This window comes from Chitinophaga tropicalis (assembly GCF_009758205.1).
Lineage (GTDB): Bacteria > Bacteroidota > Bacteroidia > Chitinophagales > Chitinophagaceae > Chitinophaga > Chitinophaga tropicalis.
In genome coordinates, this window is sequence record NZ_WRXN01000006.1 from 191,245 (window position 1) to 208,168 (window position 16,924).

Sequence of the window (16,924 nt, forward strand, 5' to 3'; positions counted from 1 at the left end):
AATACACTTGCTAAGCTACAGAATCTGCCACTGCCAGCCGTTAATATGATGTTAATGTGAAAAATAATTTTTTGTTAACTTTTAGAGTACTTTTTGAAATTCAGCGCGACCAAGTTTCAAACGAGCCAAACTAATATTGGGCATAACCAACAACCTGAATTAACGGTTCATAACAATATTCTATTACAATTAAACTTGCTGACCAACCAATCTTTCAAAAATACCTTCCTCCGCTTTGACCAAAGCGTTGCTTTTGCTTGCTTTTATAAACCAAAATCTAACTAATCGTATGTTCATCTCTAACCTACACTGGGGCCTCGTTGTCAGGCTGCTTGCTGTCTTTTTCCTCTGTTTATCTCTGCAAGTAATTGCCAGCCAGGCTGGTAAACAGAAAGTGACTGTTATTGCAAGTGATGTCCCACTTGAAACTGTATTTAAACAGATTGAAAGACAGACTGGGTTGAGGTTTACATATGCAGTAGATGCGTTGGATGTCAGTGAGAGAGTAACAATAAGTTTTAAGACTAAGATGCTTGATGAGGTTCTAGGGGAGTTGTTAGGAAAGAAGGGCATTATATGGCAATATAGGGGAGGAACGATATCCTTAAAGATGAGGGGGGAAATGATAAAGATGGTTCAAATAGGTAGTGAGCCGCCAATTACAGTTACAGGAAGAGTGGTGGATGCGAAGGGAAGCCCAGTATTGGGAGCGACTATAACGGTAAAGGGAGGAAAGAAAGGAACAATGACAAATGGACAAGGTATTTTCAAGCTAGATTTGGATGGAGTGAATTTTGATGCAGTGCTTAGGATAAGTTCAGTCGGATATGAGACGAAAGAAATAGCAATTTCGCAAGATAATTGCAAAGATATCATCATCCAGATAAATAGCACGAACAATATGCTGGATGAAACTGTAATTATAGGTTATGGGAAAACTACCAAAAGACTTAACACAGGAAATGTAACCACCGTAAAGGCTGAAGAAATTATCAAGCAACCTGTGGATAATCCCCTTTATGCATTACAGGGCCGAGTTCCGGGTTTAATCGTGACCCCTACTACTGGTCTTTCTGGCGGTCCTGTTAATATTGAAATACGCGGTAGAAACACTATAAGAGCTGCAGGGACAAGTGGCGGCGGAGAAACCTCTCCATTGATTGTCATCGATGGCCTGCCTGTTCTTAATAATGTCCGTGGTTTAGGTGGAGATGCACTTGGACTAACACAGTTTTCAACTCTTAGTTTTTTAAATCCAAATGACATCGAATCAATAGAAGTGTTGAAGGATGCAGACGCTACTTCTATTTATGGTAGTAGAGGCGCAAACGGTGTACTCCTAATTACTACTAAGAGAGGACAAAGTAATGGCTCTAAAATTAGCATTAGTACACAGACTGGATGGTCCACCGTTCCAACTAGGATTAAAATGTTGAATTTAGATCAATACATAAATATTCGAAAGCAAGGATATAAGAATAGCGGATTTGATGTCTCGACACTTAACAAGTCACGAGGAAACTCTGATTTAACATTCTTTGATCAAACCAGGTATACTGATTGGCAGGATGTCTTGATTGGAGGTACTGGAAAATACACTGACCTGCAAGGCACTTTATACGGAGGAGGGCAATATATACATTATACGCTAGGAGGAACATACCATCGTCAAACTACAGTGTTCCCAGGAGGTAAATATGATCAAAGGGCTAATATACATTTTAACATGAATAGTAGCTCTATAAATAAAAAACTAAGGTCATCGATAACTACCAACTTCCTTTCCAACTACACCGATTACCCAGGGTTTGATTTTACTTCAATTGCGCTAACACTTGCTCCCAATTCTCCTAATATGTTAACAGAGGATGGAAAGATTAACTGGGAGCCACTTCCATCGGGCAACAGTAGCTGGGAAAATCCTTATACGCAGTTAGCCAAATCATATGAGGCTAAGGTTAAGAATTTATTGGCAAATGCAGAATTGGCCTACGAAGTAATCGAATCTCTAAATATAAAAGCCCAGTTTGGATATAGTTTATTGTCTGGCTCTTCATTTCGGAAGGAAATCCTTAAGGCTGTTAGTCCACCAGAAACAATTAATGATCCAATAACTTCCAATTTTTATAATAATGAAGTTACAAATTTTAGTTTTGAGCCTCAAGCTAATTACATTACAACAATTGGGAGAGGACGTCTGGAGGCTTTAATTGGTGGATCAATTCAAAATTCAAGAACTTCAAATCAAATGATATATGCATCTGGTTACAATAATGACGCGTTAGTGCGTAATTTGGATGCTGCTACTACATATAGAGGAAACAATTCAAGTTCTGAGTACAAATATTGTGCAATATTTGGCAGAATACACTACAACCTACTTAACAAATATATATTAAATATTAATGTGCGTAGGGATGGTAGCAGTCGGTTTGGTCCGGGAAGACAATTTGGAACATTTGGTTCGGTAGGTGCTGCATGGGTATTTTCCGAGGAAACTTACATAAAAGATAATTTATCCGGTTTAAGTTTTGGTAAAATTAGAGCCAGCTATGGAGCTTCAGGAAATGATGGAATTGGCGATTATGGGTATCTTGACAAATATACTCCTATAGATGTAGGGGAGCCTTATCAAGGGCTACGGGGATATAGAACCCAGGGCTTATTTAATGAATACTATGGATGGGAGATAACCAAGAAACTAGAGCTTGCGTTAGAAACTGGTTTTTTTAAAGACAAAGTAGTTTTTAGTCCTGTTTTCTACTCAAATAAATCAAGCAATCAATTGCTCAGTTATATATTCCCTTCAATGGTTGGTAGTGGAAGTCCTTTGTACAATCTGCCAGCAAGCATTAAGAACTATGGATTTGAGGCTACTCTGCAAATTGAAAACATAAAAACAAAGTCGTTAACATGGAATACTTCCATCAACTTCAGTCTAAATAGGAATAAGCTTGTTTCATTTCCAGAACTTGAAAAGTCACCTTATTATGGAGCACTCGAAGTTGGCAGGCCATTTACTGGTGAAGTAAAGGCCCTTAAGTCAGCAGGTGTTGATCCCAAAACAGGACAATATCAGTTTTACGATATAAATGGTAATGTAACTTTAAATCCCGAAGATCCTAGCCGTTTGGATGGTGGCTATTTTTTGAGGATAATGCTTGGGCCAAAGTTTTATGGAGGGGTTTCCAATTCAATTACTTATAAAGGAATTAACCTGTCCCTTTTTGTTCAGTTTGTAAAGCAAACAGGATACAATCCTCTTTCTCGCTTTCTTATGCTTCCAGGGACTAGAACCAATTTGCCCGCTGAGTATAGTTCATATTGGCAATCTTCTGATCAAAACGGAGCATTTCAGAAGCCTTCCGTAATAGTTACCACAGAATTAAGAAACTCAGCTCGAAGATTAAGCAATAGTGACTTCAATTTTGTTGATGCCTCTTTTATAAGGTTTAAGAATGTATCTCTGTCCTATTCAGTGCCTACAAGCATTTTAAGAAATATAAAACTGACAGAGTTAAAATTGTTTATTCATATGCAAAACTTGTTTACTATTACTAATTATAAGGGATATGATCCTGAAACTCAGACGCTGGATAGAATACCTCCTCTTAGAACGATTACGGCTGGAATAAATATCGTTTTATAAAACTTAATTCATGAAACATTTACAATATATAGCGAAATTCACATCCATTCTGCTCTTTTTTGCAATGATTCAATCCTGCTACAAACTCGTGGAGGTTGATCCACCTATCAACGCAGTGGTGAGTAATGAGATATTTGGTGATAATTTGTCTGCGTCTTCCGTTGTCACAGGTATCTATACAGATATGAGTCAGGGCATATTTGCAGGTAGAAATTCTTTGACAACAATCTTTTCTGTAAGCGCTGATGAGTTAACTTCGGTGGCAAAGCCAGACGATTTTCTTTCAATCGCTTTTACCAATAGTTTAACCACTTCTGATGGTGGAATATGGCCGAATCTTTTTGACTTCATTTTTAGAATAAATGCTGCTATTGAGGGTATTCAAGGTTCTAAAAGTCTAAGTTCCCGAACTGCATCTCAATTACTAGGGGAATGCAAGTTTTTGCGTGCTTATATGTACTTCTACCTCGTAAACACATACGGAGATGTACCCTTATTGACGAGTACTGATCTCAAATATAATTTTACTGCACCAAGAGTAGATAAAAAATTAGTGTTTGAGAATATTATATCTGACCTGAAAGAGTCTCAATTATTGCTGGACGAGAGCTATTTAACTGCAAATTTGCTCAACACAACGTCGGATAGGGTTCGACCAAATAAAGCCTGCGCAACTGCTTTGCTTGCCAGAACGTATTTATACATGAAAAACTATGCTGAGGCTATCACTGCAGCATCAATGGTTATTGAGAACCCATTATATAAGATTGAGGGCCTCGACTCCGTTTTTTTAAGAGAAAGCAAGGAGGCAATTTGGCAACTACAGCCTGTACAAGCCTCATCGAATACACTTGAGGCGCAAGTGTTTGTTCTATATAGCAATGATGGTTTGCCTGCGGGGCCAAATGACGAAGTACGACCTTTATATATTAGTAAAAGTTTGTATAATAGCTTCCCCGATGAGGATAAGAGAAAGACTAAATGGATAGATAGTGTTACTGTTGATAATAGGGTGTATCCTTTTCCTTATAAATACAAGATATGGATGCTTGGAGAGCCAGTCATTGAGTACTTAACCATGTTAAGGTTGGCAGAATTGTACTTAATTAGAGCTGAGGCTAAGGCTAATCTCGGTATTTTGGAAGGTGGGGCTTCAGCTGGTTATGATATTAATGTAATTAGAAGAAGAGCAGGATTACCAGATTTCTTATCAACCAATAGAGGAGATGTAATAGAAGAGGTATTAACTCAAAGAAGATTGGAGTTATTTACAGAATTTGGTCACAGATGGTTCGATCTTAAGCGAACCGAAAGAATTGACGATGTTATGGGTACAGCTGCTGTTGAAAAAGGTGGTACTTGGGCGCCATATAAAAGCCTATTCCCGATCCCAATAAGTGATATCACTCGAAATCCCAGTCTAAGGGGACACCAAAATCCGGGATATCCAATTCAATAAGTAACATTTAAATCACATAAACAATTTCCTTAAAAATATAAACTAAGTGGGGGCTATGAGAATGCAATTTGTGCACATATTTGCGGGGGGAGGTATATTTTCCCCCGCTTTTCATATGGACATATGGAAATGGGAACGCAGGTGCCTTTATTCCTGAAGGTAAGCCGTAGAGGGATGATGTTAATCCGTTATCGAGGCAACTTTGTCCTCTGTTTTGTCTCGATTTATGTATAGTTAGGAGCAGGAATTGGGTCTCATTGATATTACATGAATTGATGTATCTGCGATTGAAGAAAATAGTCTACAACGGCAAACCGCATATTAGATTCTCAAATGAAATTTCCATTATCCAGGTTGCTAAATATTATGATAAGGGTTGACTCAGTGAAGGGCAAAATATTGCACAATGAATAAATTAAAGACTGTTATTCTTGAAAATAGGAAAAGGATAGTAATCATTCAATTAGGTACCTTTTGAAATAAAGTCGAGAAAATCATTGTGCTAATGTCTGGATTATTTGATGAAGCCATTTCGAGAATTCAAATAATGTTTCGCTTGCTAAAGTAGGAGAGACCTTGAGGAAAATATATACACTTCTATCTTATACAAAAGGAAATATTCTATACAAGTTTGGAAATGGACCTGGAGTAATCCTGAAGTCGAAAAGGGTAGTCAAAGTAAAATCTGATAATACTCTATGGTGATTGTGAATGATGGGGAAATAGAATTAAATCTCCCAATACCCCAACATCGTATTTGTGATGTGTTGCAGATTGAATGCAGTCGTTCGCAGTATATTGTTTTCGAAAGACATTGGAACATGCAAAAGAGGTCTAATAATTACAAAATAAATTAAATATCTAATCAAAAATGCGATTTCTCATTGGTTTTGTCTTTTTTAGCATTGCTTTGCATCTCAAGGTTGCTTGTCAAAAGTTACCATTGAATCAGGAAGCACTTAAATATTGGTCATCATTAGGAAAGTATGAAATTAGCGACGATGGACAAGTGTTTTACTTCATTAAAGTAAATTCGTCGCAAAAGCCGGGATCCATCTTGACAGTTCATTCTTCAAGAAGTGATAAAGATTTTATTTTTTACGATGTTAAAGAAGTTGCTTTCGTTAATAATTGTAAGTCGCTATTTTTTACAAATGAATCTGATTCTATATTTATTTTGGATTTAGAGTCATTTGATAAGAGGTATATAGCAAGTGGAGTTTCTTGCTTCACAAAGCGGGAGAGTCGATATATTCTGTTTCGTTCACAAGAGGATGCTAATTGGATCTTCCGTGACTTGATTTCTAATAACCAAAAGATTATTCCAAATGTTTTAAAATATTCTATTTTAGATCAAGGGGGGAGAGATAGAGATTTATTTTTTGGAGTAAATGTAGATGGTAGTTTAAGATATGATATATTAAAACCTGATTTTAATACTGGTAATATTATAGGTATAATGAGGACTCAGTGGCTTGTTGAGTTTTCTGTCATTATGAACAGGTCGGCAAATGTGGTTTTGACTAAACACAAAAATCCTGAGGGAGAAGAGTACTCCAAAATCTGGCTTTGTAGTTCTATGAATAATCCAACTTTAATTTATAGCGATAGCTCAGTTGCTAACGGCGGCAAAATAGAAGGTGAAATGTATTTAAATAAAGATGGAAATAAAGTTATATTCTTAACCTCTTTTAAAAAACCTTCCTTGCCTGTTAAGACAAACTTAAGGTTTGACCTTTGGAGTTATAATGATAGCTTTGGAAAGGAAGAAGAAGAACGATATTATAATAATTCGTTAAAAAAGTATTTTATTTTTGACGCTATTTCAAATTCGATTACTGAAATCTGTGATAAGAATCGTGATATTACCGCCCGTGAGGGGTTTTCCAAAAGGTTTCTTTTTTTTGATAATCCGAACATTGCTTGGTTTAAACGTAAGCAACATCTTGGCGACGTATATCTTTACGATGCAGATTTGAAAAAGTCAGTTAAAATCCTTGATTCAAATATCGATGTCTATAATTGTGCCTTTATATCTAGTGATGAGAAAAAGGTTGTTTATTATGATTATGAAATTCATCGTTGGTACAGCTACGACTTGGAGTATGGGAAAAAGATCCTAATTGGACGGGACATCGCTGTCCCTTTTTATGATCTTGAATCTGAATCAATAGGGAGGAAAGGGCCTTTTGGTATATGTGGATGGTCTGCCAATGGTCAGTTCGTTTATATATATGATAAGTATGACATTTGGAAGGTTGGACTTAATGAGCGAGTAGCTTCGGTTAATATTACGAATGGTTTTGGGCGGGCTAATACTGTTGTGTTTATGATTAAAAATATTGGTCCTAATTTGATCATAGACGAGGATTCTGTAGTTTTGAGTGCCTATCACTCCAAGTTAAAGACGGGTGGATACTGGGCTGTTAACATTAATAAACGGAATATTAGTTTCTCTTCCAAGCAGCTAAACGATTACTCAGTGTCAACTCGCTTCCCTCCAGGAATTTTTTGGGGGGCATCTGGAGATATAGTTAAAGCTAAAAATGCCAATATCTACTTAGTTGTAAGAGAGAATGCTGAAACAGCTCCGAATCTCTATCTCACAAAGGATCTAGTTTCTTATCAACAAATCTCCAACATTCATCCTGAGAAAGTAATTAGTTGGTTTAAGGCAAAACTCTATTCTTATAAGTTATCAAATGGAGTTGAATCACAAGGAATACTATATTTTCCGGAAACCTTAGATACTTCCAAACGTTGGCCAATAATTTTCAACTATTACGAGAAGCGTAGTGATGAATTCAGGAAATTCTACTTTCCCGATTTTTCATTCGCAAACATTAATATTCCATATGCTGTAGCGCAAGGATATCTGGTTTTTATTCCTGATATTTATTCTACACCTGGAAAGATTGGAGAGGGAACCTTGATGTCTGTCAATGCAGCTGTTGAGCAGATGAAAGAATTACCATTCGTAGATACTACTCGAATGGGTTTACAAGGACATAGTTATGGAGGATGGCAGACAAACTTCTTAATTGCCAATTCAACTCAATTTGCTGCTGCTTGCGAATTTGCTGGGTCAGCAGATCATGTAAGCTCTTATGGACAATTAGCTTATCCATATGGTCATGATAGACAAGAATTTATTGAAACCAATGCTCAAGGCAGTCCATACGGATTAAATCATACACCATGGTCAAATTCAAAAGAATATTTGGAGAATTCACCAATTTTTAAAATTGGTAACATAACCACGCCTTTGTTGATGTTTCACAATAAAACTGATGTCCAGGTACCTTTTTCGCAAGGGGTAGAGTTGTTTTTGGGAATGAGACGAGCTGGAAAGAGAGTATGGCTTTTTCAATATGATGACTTTGGCCACCAATTCGGCGGTGAAGGAGCGAAAGACTTTCACATGCGAATGTTCCAATTTTTTGATCATTTTTTGAAGAATACCCCTGCTCCAAAATGGATGGTACGAGGAATCCCAGCTTATCTAAAGGGTGTAGATGATGGTTATTAAAATGATAATATGGAATGCTGAATTTAAAAGTAATGATTCGATTCTCGATACCCGAGAACCGAATCATTACTTTTGTAAGTCTCAATAGCAAGATCAAGAAATAGACTAGAAGCAAACTCTCTTTTCAATGTAAACCTCCAAGGAAACGCGCCATTGTAACTTGAAGGAACTTCATTATTGGTTCCAAGCTCTTGATATTTTTATTTTCCTGCTGATTTTCGGATATTTATGAGCAAATAAGATGTCATCATGCTATCGTTTTCCCCTCCCAATAAATTGACAGTCGGCCAGGCACTGGCTAAATTAAGGGCCGTGTATCAGCCGGATAATAATGTGCTTTCAAAGGCATTGCATACATCCTATACTACGTATTTAAAGACTGAACGAGATCAGCGGGAGTTAAGCTTTCTGATGGCATTAAAGATCTGCAAGTTTTACAAGATTGACATTCATGATTTGATAGTAATGCTAAGCGATGATGAACTTGATCGTCGTGATCAGTCAGTTATCAAAGCACAGGAAAAAAGGGATAGAAAGAAGGCGGAGGCAGAAACGGCTAAAGTAATTGATCTTGCAACTGGTAAAGTAAAGCAGAGTATTTGATTAGCGGGTTCTACGCATAGGATCTAGCGGCTGCAGGATATTGCGCTTTCCAGTTTTGAGGAAGAAGTTCATAGTATCTCTCTTGGGGTAGATCAGTTATTCGGCGTAATACATCATCCAGCCAATTTATGGGATTTATACCTTGTAGCCTGCAGGTGGCCAGTAAGCTGTAGATGATGGCCGCTCTTTTACCTCCCTGATGAGATCCTGCGAACATATGCGCGTGTCGGCCTAAAGCGATGGGGCGGATCTGTGCTTCTAAAATGTTGTTATCAGGTTCCAGCATCCCATCTGTAGTGTAAATCATCAAGCCATCAAAATGAGTGAGCGCATAAGTGATTGCCTTATTAAGTGGAGTACCTGTTATAGTCTGTGATACCTGTTGCTCAAGCCACTGGCGGAATGCCAACAATATCGGTACGGATTGTTCCTGTCTTCTTTCCGTGATCTGATCATAGTCTAAACCGAGTGCTTTACAAGTGGCCTCAATAGCATACAAAGGTTTAAAGAATGTATCCAGAGCATACCCAGCACGTTTAGCATCATAATCCATTGCCCGAACAAAATAACGCCTAACATGTACAAGACACTGTTGATGGATAACACCTGGTTGTCTGCCATATTTGGTGTACACACTATAGCCATCGCTCATTAGGTAGCCTTTGTAGCCGACAAGAACATCTGCAATATCCTTCTTGCCCCTGCCTGGCTGGTAGGAGAAGCAAGCTATTCGCTGGACTGGAGTCAGCATCCCCCACATCCATCCCATATGTGATTTCCTTCCTTTTTTCTTGCTATCATCCAACACTTTATAACAACTCTCGTCCACGTGGAGATGTCTGCTTTTTATAGTGTCTTTGAGTAATAAGTGCCACAGCGGTTCAAGGACATCTGCGATTTTATTAGTATCGAATGACAAGGTACTGTAGGGAAGTGTTATGCCATAATGAATGAATCGCTGACGAAGGCGCCACGTAGGAATATGATACAAGAACTTATCGACCACCAACATTACTAACACACTTATGTCTACTTTACACTTTGCAATAGGATGTGAAGGCAATTTTTCTACTAGCTGCCTGGCATACAATCCGTCTTCAGATGGGATTATATAAACCGGCCTCCTTATAATTTTCAAGTACCAACGAAGCGGTGTGCAGGCTAGCTGCCGGGTCTCCTCTACTCTTAACAATCTCGCACCTGCGGGAAGATCTTTAACATCCAATGTTATTACTTCTTCTTCCAGACCTTCCGGGAAGCCATGACGACCACCTCTTGTCTGTAACCCTCTAACGAGGGGCGTAATTGATTTTTGATTTACATTTTGTAAAGGTTGTAGCCAGTGTTCAGAAGGGTATCCTATTTCAAGGATGACTTCTTAAATGCGATTTTGTCAAAACATTTTACGAGCGTTTTGCATCCAAGCAAAATACTCCCACCCGCTGCTTGGTCTATTTCCCGCAGTTCCGGGTCTTCTATAAGCTGGAACATAAGAAAGGTCACCAGTGCTTTCGAGTGTATGGTTTGAATATAGCTCTGAGCTAACTGATCTTTTTGCTGATTGGAGCTTTTTTCAGATTTCAGTAGCATTTCAACGATCTCACTTTCTTCTTTTACATACATCTTCTCTGTAATCTTCGTTTTACGTGCATCTGTATTATCACGGTAATACATCCATATGAATAGGTATAAATTCAATACTAGCCCAAACTCATCGGGATCCGGAATGTCTTCCTGATACCCCGTGATCAACAATAGTATAAAGGGTTGGTATTTTTCCAGCTCTTCTTTTATTTTCAACAGATCAGACATCGTCTGAAGTTCATTCTCCATTCTTGCATATAATGCAACGACGCGTTTAACATCGGCTTCATCCTGTGCTGTCATATTGTACATGGTGAACTTAATTAGTTTATAAGTCCGGTAAGTTACTTAAAATAACATTTTACTGAAGTCTGAAGACCATAAAGATATCGTTGCTCAATAATCTAAGTGTTTAGGCTGCGGGCTTCCAGTATTGTGGCAATAGTTCAGTGAGCTTATCTTTCGAGCAGTCTCCAATCCTACGCAAGACATCATCCAGCCAATGAACAGGATTAACGCCTTGTAACCGGCAGGTGGCTAGTAAACTATAAATGATCGCAGCATGTTCCGCTCCTTTATGAGAACCTGCGAACATAAAATTATGTCTGCCAAGGGCAATAGGACGGATTTGCGCTTCCAAAATGTTATTATCGATCTGGAGCATCCCATCAGTGACATAAACCTCTATCCCATCAAAATTGGATAATGCATATTTGATTGCCTGATGAATAGGTGTTCTCTGGATTGTAAGTGGTAATTGTTGATCCAGCCAGTTACGGAACGCATTCAATATCGGAGTAGCCTTCTCCAGTCTTATTTGTGTAATTTCATCGTAGCTCATGTTTGCTGCCTTACATTGGGCTTCCAACGTGTAAAGTGGACCAAAGAAATTGTCCAGCGCATAATTGGCCCGTTGCCTGTCACTATCGAGCGCACGCATAAAATACCGGCGAATATGGGCCATGCATTTCTGGTGGGTAACACCTGGCTGTTTCCCGTACTTTGTATAAACCCCATAATTATCCGTCATGAGATATCCTCTATATCCGGTAAGTACACCTGCAATATCTTGCTGACCTCTTCCGGGCTGATAATGGAAACAGGCTATCCTCTGGATAGGAGACAACATTGCCCATAGCCAGCCGAGGTGAGACTTCTTACCTTTCTTCTTTGTGTCATCTAGTACCTTCAAGGATGATTCGTCAAGGTGAATAATTCCACTACGTACTATTTCCAGATAAAGTAATTCCCATAATGGTCGTAATACTTCGCAGGTCCTGTTCACATAATAAGCCAGTGTACTATATGGCAGGTTCACTCCATATTGTTTAAACCGTGTCCATTGGCGGCACACAGGGAGATGGTATAAGTATTTGTCAGTTAGCAACATGGTTAATATGCTGGTGTCTACTTTACAGCGAGGAATGGGATGTGCAGGCAGCGATGCTGATAATTTTCTGGCATATAGTCCGTCTTCGGAAGCAACAATATACACTGGTCGTTTTGTTACTTTAACATACCATCTTAATGGAGAACATGCCAGTTGACGTTGCTCATCCACGCGGAGCAGCTTAGCACCTGCAGGAAGTGGATTTACGTCCAATGTGATCGTTTCCTCTTCTAACCCTTCAGGCAAATCATGACGCCCACCTCTCGTTTTAGGGGTCACTGTCACTGTAGATCTTATGTGAGCGGCAATTACCTTGCGGGAACTGATATGGCATATTCCATACTCATCCACTGCTAAGCCCAGCATACCCTGAACAACATCTCCGGATTTATCTGTTGCAGTTATGGGATGTCTCTTCTCACTTCTAATGCCAAATATCCATTTCTTAAGCGCTTTCAACTCATGATGGCCTATCAGTAACTTATTTATGTCCTTATGCTGTTTTGTGATTTGTTGCTGTTGAGATAGTAATTCCTGATTTTGATTCCTGATCAGGACATCATATTGAGTAAGTTGTTCTCCCTGTTGCAAAATAGTTTGTTGGCGTTCTAACAGCTACTCATCCTTGCTGTCCAACGATTGATGCAGTTGACAAATCAATTGATCCTGCCCAAACATGATTGCATCTTTCGTTTCGCGTTCTTCCTGAAGCAGTAGTAATTGTTCCTGCTGCATGACAATCAGCGTTTCCTGCAGAGCCAACCTTTCCTGCTGCGCAGCCTGTTGTTTCAGGCCGGCATAATATAATGCTTTATATGAAGTAGCTGATTGTTTCATCTTAACTGCTACTATAACATGTAAAGCAGATCATTGTTTTGATCTGCTTTACATTTTTCAAAATAAAATCAATTGTTTTATGAGAGCGGAGAGCCTGGATTATATCTGTAAAGAGTCAACCCCTTTACCAGCGCAATTACATCACTGGCACTCAACTTCATTGGCGCTGCTCCATTTTCGCATGCAGGCATCTTAAATCGCCCTTTATCCAATCGGCGACACAACAATGTAAATCCTTCTGATTCATGCAGCAGTAATTTCAGGTGCGTAAGGTCACGGTTTAAAAACAAGAACACATCATTATCGACGATGGGCAGTTGCATGATATTAGTAACTATTCCGCAGAGGCCGGAAAAACTTTTACGCATATCGGTTGCTTCTGTATATAGAAAATAGCGATGCCTTTCTGTTAACAATACAATGTTGCTCATGATACCAAGGCTTTTAAATAGCAGGCGCTCACTGCCTGATAAATTCTAATGCCTCTTACTTCTGCAAAAATTCCTCCTGCACCTTGAGGAATTTCCACTTCCGCAGCGGTAGGAAGTATCTCAACGAAATTTCCACAATTATTAACTTTTCTGCTCAAATAGCGCTTACGCCAATTGTAAAAAGTTTGTTCACAAATGCTATGATCAGCGCAAAACGCCTTCAAATTGATCTTCTCCCTATCAAATTGGTCAAGCAAGGAGATGATTTGTTCACTTGAATATCTCGCTTGGGCATTGCTTTTGACTTTGTTGCTCATGTTTTTTTGAAGGCAAGATAACCCCTAGTAATTTCATGACAGCGACTCCCCTGGTTAGAGGTTTACGAAACTTCACAGTTTATCCTTAATCTCGCTTTTTAAAACTTGCAGAGTTCTTGAGATAGTCCCTTCATTTCTTAAGAGAGCTGTCTACTTTTGGAAGACAGCTCTCTTAAATTTATACTCTACGTTCTTAAATTTGCGTATTTAGTGTAGTATAACGTGTCGTAAAAGTAGGACTAACACATATAACGAGGTTACCTTGAGTAGTAGTTGTTGATGTATAATAGGTTGTTAGAATACCACTAGGACCTGTTGTGAAAAAATTCTGGGGAACACTACAAAGGGTAGTAAGGTTACCATTTGGAAGTGTCGTGGTATAACTAGTATACCAAAGAACCGGAGTATATTTGAAAGATTTAAATGCTAGAGCGCCTCCAATTGCGGCAATTATTGCTAATGATGCTAAAATAATGCGTGCTTTTTTCATGACATGTGTGCCTTTTTATTAAAAGGCTAAACTTGATATTAATAATATTTGCCTACTCTAATTCTTATGGTTTTCGGCTTCCCCATTAATGATTCCTATGTGAGAACATAGATGATTGATTGCCTGATCAAGGCAGTTTTATGGCCATAAAGTATTTTGATTGCTTCATTGTAAATAGGTCAGCATAAGTTTCTCTTAATAAAATAAACTTTTTAGCGTTTTTTGTGAGCTGGAACAAACAATTTCATCCTAAATTTTAGCAATACTCAGGTGTTTTTAGTTTAGACTTGAGATTAATGTTTAGATATTCATATTATTTAATCGTTTCCTGTCCAAACAGACCTTCTATGATGCCGACTACATGAATAGAAGAAAATAGATCATACTTGAGACAATCCAGGCAATGTACAATATAGCTGATGCGGTTTGGATTATCTGCTGATGTAATTCAAAGATAACTAATGATCTTACTAGAGAGCTTTGGATATAGTATTTTTAGTTTGGAGAACTGGTAATTTAAATAAAAGGAAGAGCTCGTGTAAATTCTGGAACGTGTGGTAAACCTCCAAGCAGCCCCTCGATTGTCACAAAATTCCGGTGTACTAATTTGGCGTTAAAAAATATATGAGTACCAAAGTAAGGAAACATATGGGGAGCAAATTAGCTCCAGAACACATCCGCCCAGCAATGGAAAATTTTGCTAAACAGGGAAGAACTGTAAGAGAGTTCTGTGAAGCATATGGTATCAGTGATGCAACTTACTATAATTGGCGCAAAAAATATTGCACCGCCCCAGACATTCCCACCCCAGGATTTATAGAAATCATACCTGCGACATCAACACTAATACAAAACCAGGAAAAACTATTTGCACAGGTCCGGGAGATACTCTGAGGTGTATTGAATTATCCGGACAGTGTATTTGTTTAGGTTAAAGTATTAGATTAATTCTATAGAATAGAGAAACATGTTTTGATGCTATGCCTACACAAACCTAATAAAAAAGATTCATGCGCGCAGCGCATACCTATTTTTCTTTTTTTTGCTTCTTTTTTTTCTTAAAACCCCAACGCCTTATAAACACTTATCCACATTGACTTTTAACCATCATTATATAGATGCTTTTGTAGGATAAATAATTATCTTTGTTTTGCCGGAAAGAAGCGGAATCAGGCGCTGCAGAGGTGCAACCTGCCAGGAATATTTCCGGACATCGGAGCATTATAGTTCTTTGAATAACAGACATAGCCGCCAGCAAAAAGAGCATTACGTTAACTATCTGTATAATTATCGTTATTAAGTGCATATCGCCGATATATTAGCTTTATCGTCATTAATTTCATGTTGCTAGTTTTTGTTCAAATACATTTGGTGATAAATATCCAAGTGACGAGTGCAATCGTTTGGGATTGTAATACATTTCGATATACTCGAAAATTTCGGTACGGGAATCTTCAGCAGATTCAAATGCACCACCTTCCATTAGTTCTGCCTTAAATCGGCCAAAATAGGATTCCATGTGGGCATTATCATACTTATGTATAATTATACATAATAAGGACAAAGCCTTGGTAGAAAGCGCGGTTAACATTGTCTACAAAGTAAGTATTCGGTCTTCGGCATTCCAGAATAGTTATATAGAGCGCTTATCCATCAACAGTGTCTTGTACATGTTAGGCGTTATTTTGTTCGGGCAATGGATTATGATGCTAAACGTGCTGGGTATGCTCTGGATACATTCTTTAAACCTTTGTATGCTATTGAGGCCACTTGTAAAGCACTCGGTTTAGACTATGATCAGATCACGGAAAGAAGACAGGAACAATCCGTACCGATATTGTTGGCATTCCGCCAGTGGCTTGAGCAACAGGTATCACAGACTATAACAGGTACTCCACTTAATAAGGCAATCACTTATGCGCTCACTCATTTTGATGGCTTGATGATTTACACTACAGATGGGATGCTGGAACCTGATAACAACATTTTAGAAGCACAGATCCGCCCCATCGCTTTAGGCCGACACGCACATATGTTCGCAGGATCTCATCAGGGAGGTAAAAGAGCGGCCATCATCTACAGCTTACTGGCCACCTGCAGGCTACAAGGTATAAATCCCATAAATTGGCTGGATGATGTATTACGCCGAATAACTGATCTACCCCAAGAGAGATACTATGAACTTCTTCCTCAAAACTGGAAAGCTCAATATCCTGCAGCCGCTAGATCCTATGCGTAGAACCCGCTAATCAAATACTCTGCTTTACTTTACCAGTTGCAAGATCAATTACTTTAGCCGTTTCTGCCTCCGCCTTCTTTCTATCCCTTTTTTCCTGTGCTTTGATAACTGACTGATCACGACGATCAAGTTCATCATCGCTTAGCATTACTATCAAATCATGAATGTCAATCTTGTAAAACTTGCAGATCTTTAATGCCATCAGAAAGCTTAACTCCCGCTGATCTCGTTCAGTCTTTAAATACGTAGTATAGGATGTATGCAATGCCTTTGAAAGCACATTATTATCCGGCTGATACACGGCCCTTAATTTAGCCAGTGCCTGGCCGACCGTCAATTTATTGGGAGGGGAAAACGATAGCATGATGACATCTTATTTGCTCATAAATATCGGAA

At 38.6% G+C, this 16,924-nt stretch carries 14 protein-coding genes; 6 read left to right on the top strand and 8 right to left on the bottom strand.

Annotated features, from left to right (window positions below):
* Window positions 1-289 precede the first annotated feature (289 nt).
* From GO493_RS15440 to GO493_RS15455, 4 genes are all read left to right on the top strand, one after another.
* Entirely contained in the window at window positions 290-3,649 is a 3,360-nt protein-coding gene (locus GO493_RS15440) for a SusC/RagA family TonB-linked outer membrane protein (protein ID WP_157307105.1), read from the top strand.
* A 10-nt stretch (window positions 3,650-3,659) separates the two neighbouring features.
* Window positions 3,660-5,108, top strand: a complete 1,449-nt coding sequence (locus GO493_RS15445) for a RagB/SusD family nutrient uptake outer membrane protein (RefSeq protein WP_157307106.1) — start codon at window positions 3,660-3,662, stop codon at window positions 5,106-5,108.
* Between the two features lie 871 nt (window positions 5,109-5,979).
* Window positions 5,980-8,637: an alpha/beta hydrolase family protein gene (locus GO493_RS15450; RefSeq protein WP_157307107.1), complete on the top strand. Its 2,658-nt coding sequence runs from the start codon at window positions 5,980-5,982 to the stop codon at window positions 8,635-8,637.
* 249 nt (window positions 8,638-8,886) lie between these two features.
* Complete coding sequence (locus GO493_RS15455) at window positions 8,887-9,240, top strand: hypothetical protein (RefSeq protein ID WP_157307108.1); 354 nt, start codon at window positions 8,887-8,889, stop codon at window positions 9,238-9,240.
* Window positions 9,241-9,250: 10 nt separating this feature from the next.
* Here GO493_RS15455 and tnpC (GO493_RS15460) read toward each other — a convergent pair whose 3' ends face one another.
* The 6 genes from tnpC (GO493_RS15460) to tnpA (GO493_RS15485) all read right to left on the bottom strand — a co-directional run bounded on the left by tnpC (GO493_RS15460) (window position 9,251) and on the right by tnpA (GO493_RS15485) (window position 13,799).
* Window positions 9,251-10,612: an IS66 family transposase gene (gene tnpC / locus GO493_RS15460; RefSeq protein ID WP_317165433.1), complete on the bottom strand. Its 1,362-nt coding sequence runs from the start codon at window positions 10,610-10,612 to the stop codon at window positions 9,251-9,253.
* Complete coding sequence (locus GO493_RS15465; RefSeq protein ID WP_157307109.1) at window positions 10,600-11,127, bottom strand: hypothetical protein; 528 nt, start codon at window positions 11,125-11,127, stop codon at window positions 10,600-10,602. The genes tnpC (GO493_RS15460) and GO493_RS15465 overlap by 13 nt, the downstream gene beginning before the upstream one ends.
* 109 nt (window positions 11,128-11,236) lie before the next feature.
* Window positions 11,237-12,805 carry an IS66 family transposase gene (tnpC, locus tag GO493_RS15470; RefSeq protein ID WP_157307110.1) on the bottom strand — a complete coding sequence of 523 codons (1,569 nt, stop codon included), beginning with the start codon at window positions 12,803-12,805 and terminating at the stop codon, window positions 11,237-11,239.
* 24 nt (window positions 12,806-12,829) lie between these two features.
* Window positions 12,830-13,051: a hypothetical protein gene (locus GO493_RS15475; protein WP_157307111.1), complete on the bottom strand. Its 222-nt coding sequence runs from the start codon at window positions 13,049-13,051 to the stop codon at window positions 12,830-12,832.
* A 77-nt stretch (window positions 13,052-13,128) separates the two neighbouring features.
* Window positions 13,129-13,482: an IS66 family insertion sequence element accessory protein TnpB gene (gene tnpB / locus GO493_RS15480; RefSeq protein WP_157307112.1), complete on the bottom strand. Its 354-nt coding sequence runs from the start codon at window positions 13,480-13,482 to the stop codon at window positions 13,129-13,131.
* Entirely contained in the window at window positions 13,479-13,799 is a 321-nt protein-coding gene (gene tnpA / locus GO493_RS15485; RefSeq protein ID WP_157307113.1) for an IS66 family insertion sequence element accessory protein TnpA, read from the bottom strand. The genes tnpB and tnpA (GO493_RS15485) overlap by 4 nt, the downstream gene beginning before the upstream one ends.
* Before the next feature lie 1,114 nt (window positions 13,800-14,913).
* Between tnpA (GO493_RS15485) and tnpA (GO493_RS15490) the strand changes: the two genes are divergently transcribed.
* Window positions 14,914-15,183, top strand: a complete 270-nt coding sequence (gene tnpA / locus GO493_RS15490) for an IS66 family insertion sequence element accessory protein TnpA (protein WP_157307114.1) — start codon at window positions 14,914-14,916, stop codon at window positions 15,181-15,183.
* 445 nt (window positions 15,184-15,628) lie between these two features.
* Here the strand turns inward: tnpA (GO493_RS15490) and GO493_RS15495 are convergent, their stop codons facing one another.
* Complete coding sequence (locus GO493_RS15495) at window positions 15,629-15,880, bottom strand: IS3 family transposase (RefSeq protein ID WP_157307115.1); 252 nt, start codon at window positions 15,878-15,880, stop codon at window positions 15,629-15,631.
* A gap of 57 nt (window positions 15,881-15,937) precedes the next feature.
* On the opposite strand from GO493_RS15495, the gene GO493_RS31365 reads away from it, so the two are divergent.
* Window positions 15,938-16,528 (top strand): IS66 family transposase, encoded by a 591-nt coding sequence (locus tag GO493_RS31365; RefSeq protein ID WP_317165434.1) that lies wholly within the window; start codon window positions 15,938-15,940, stop codon window positions 16,526-16,528.
* Between the two features lie 10 nt (window positions 16,529-16,538).
* Here GO493_RS31365 and GO493_RS15505 read toward each other — a convergent pair whose 3' ends face one another.
* Window positions 16,539-16,892 carry a hypothetical protein gene (locus GO493_RS15505; protein WP_157307108.1) on the bottom strand — a complete coding sequence of 118 codons (354 nt, stop codon included), beginning with the start codon at window positions 16,890-16,892 and terminating at the stop codon, window positions 16,539-16,541.
* Between the last annotated feature and the right edge of the window lie 32 nt (window positions 16,893-16,924).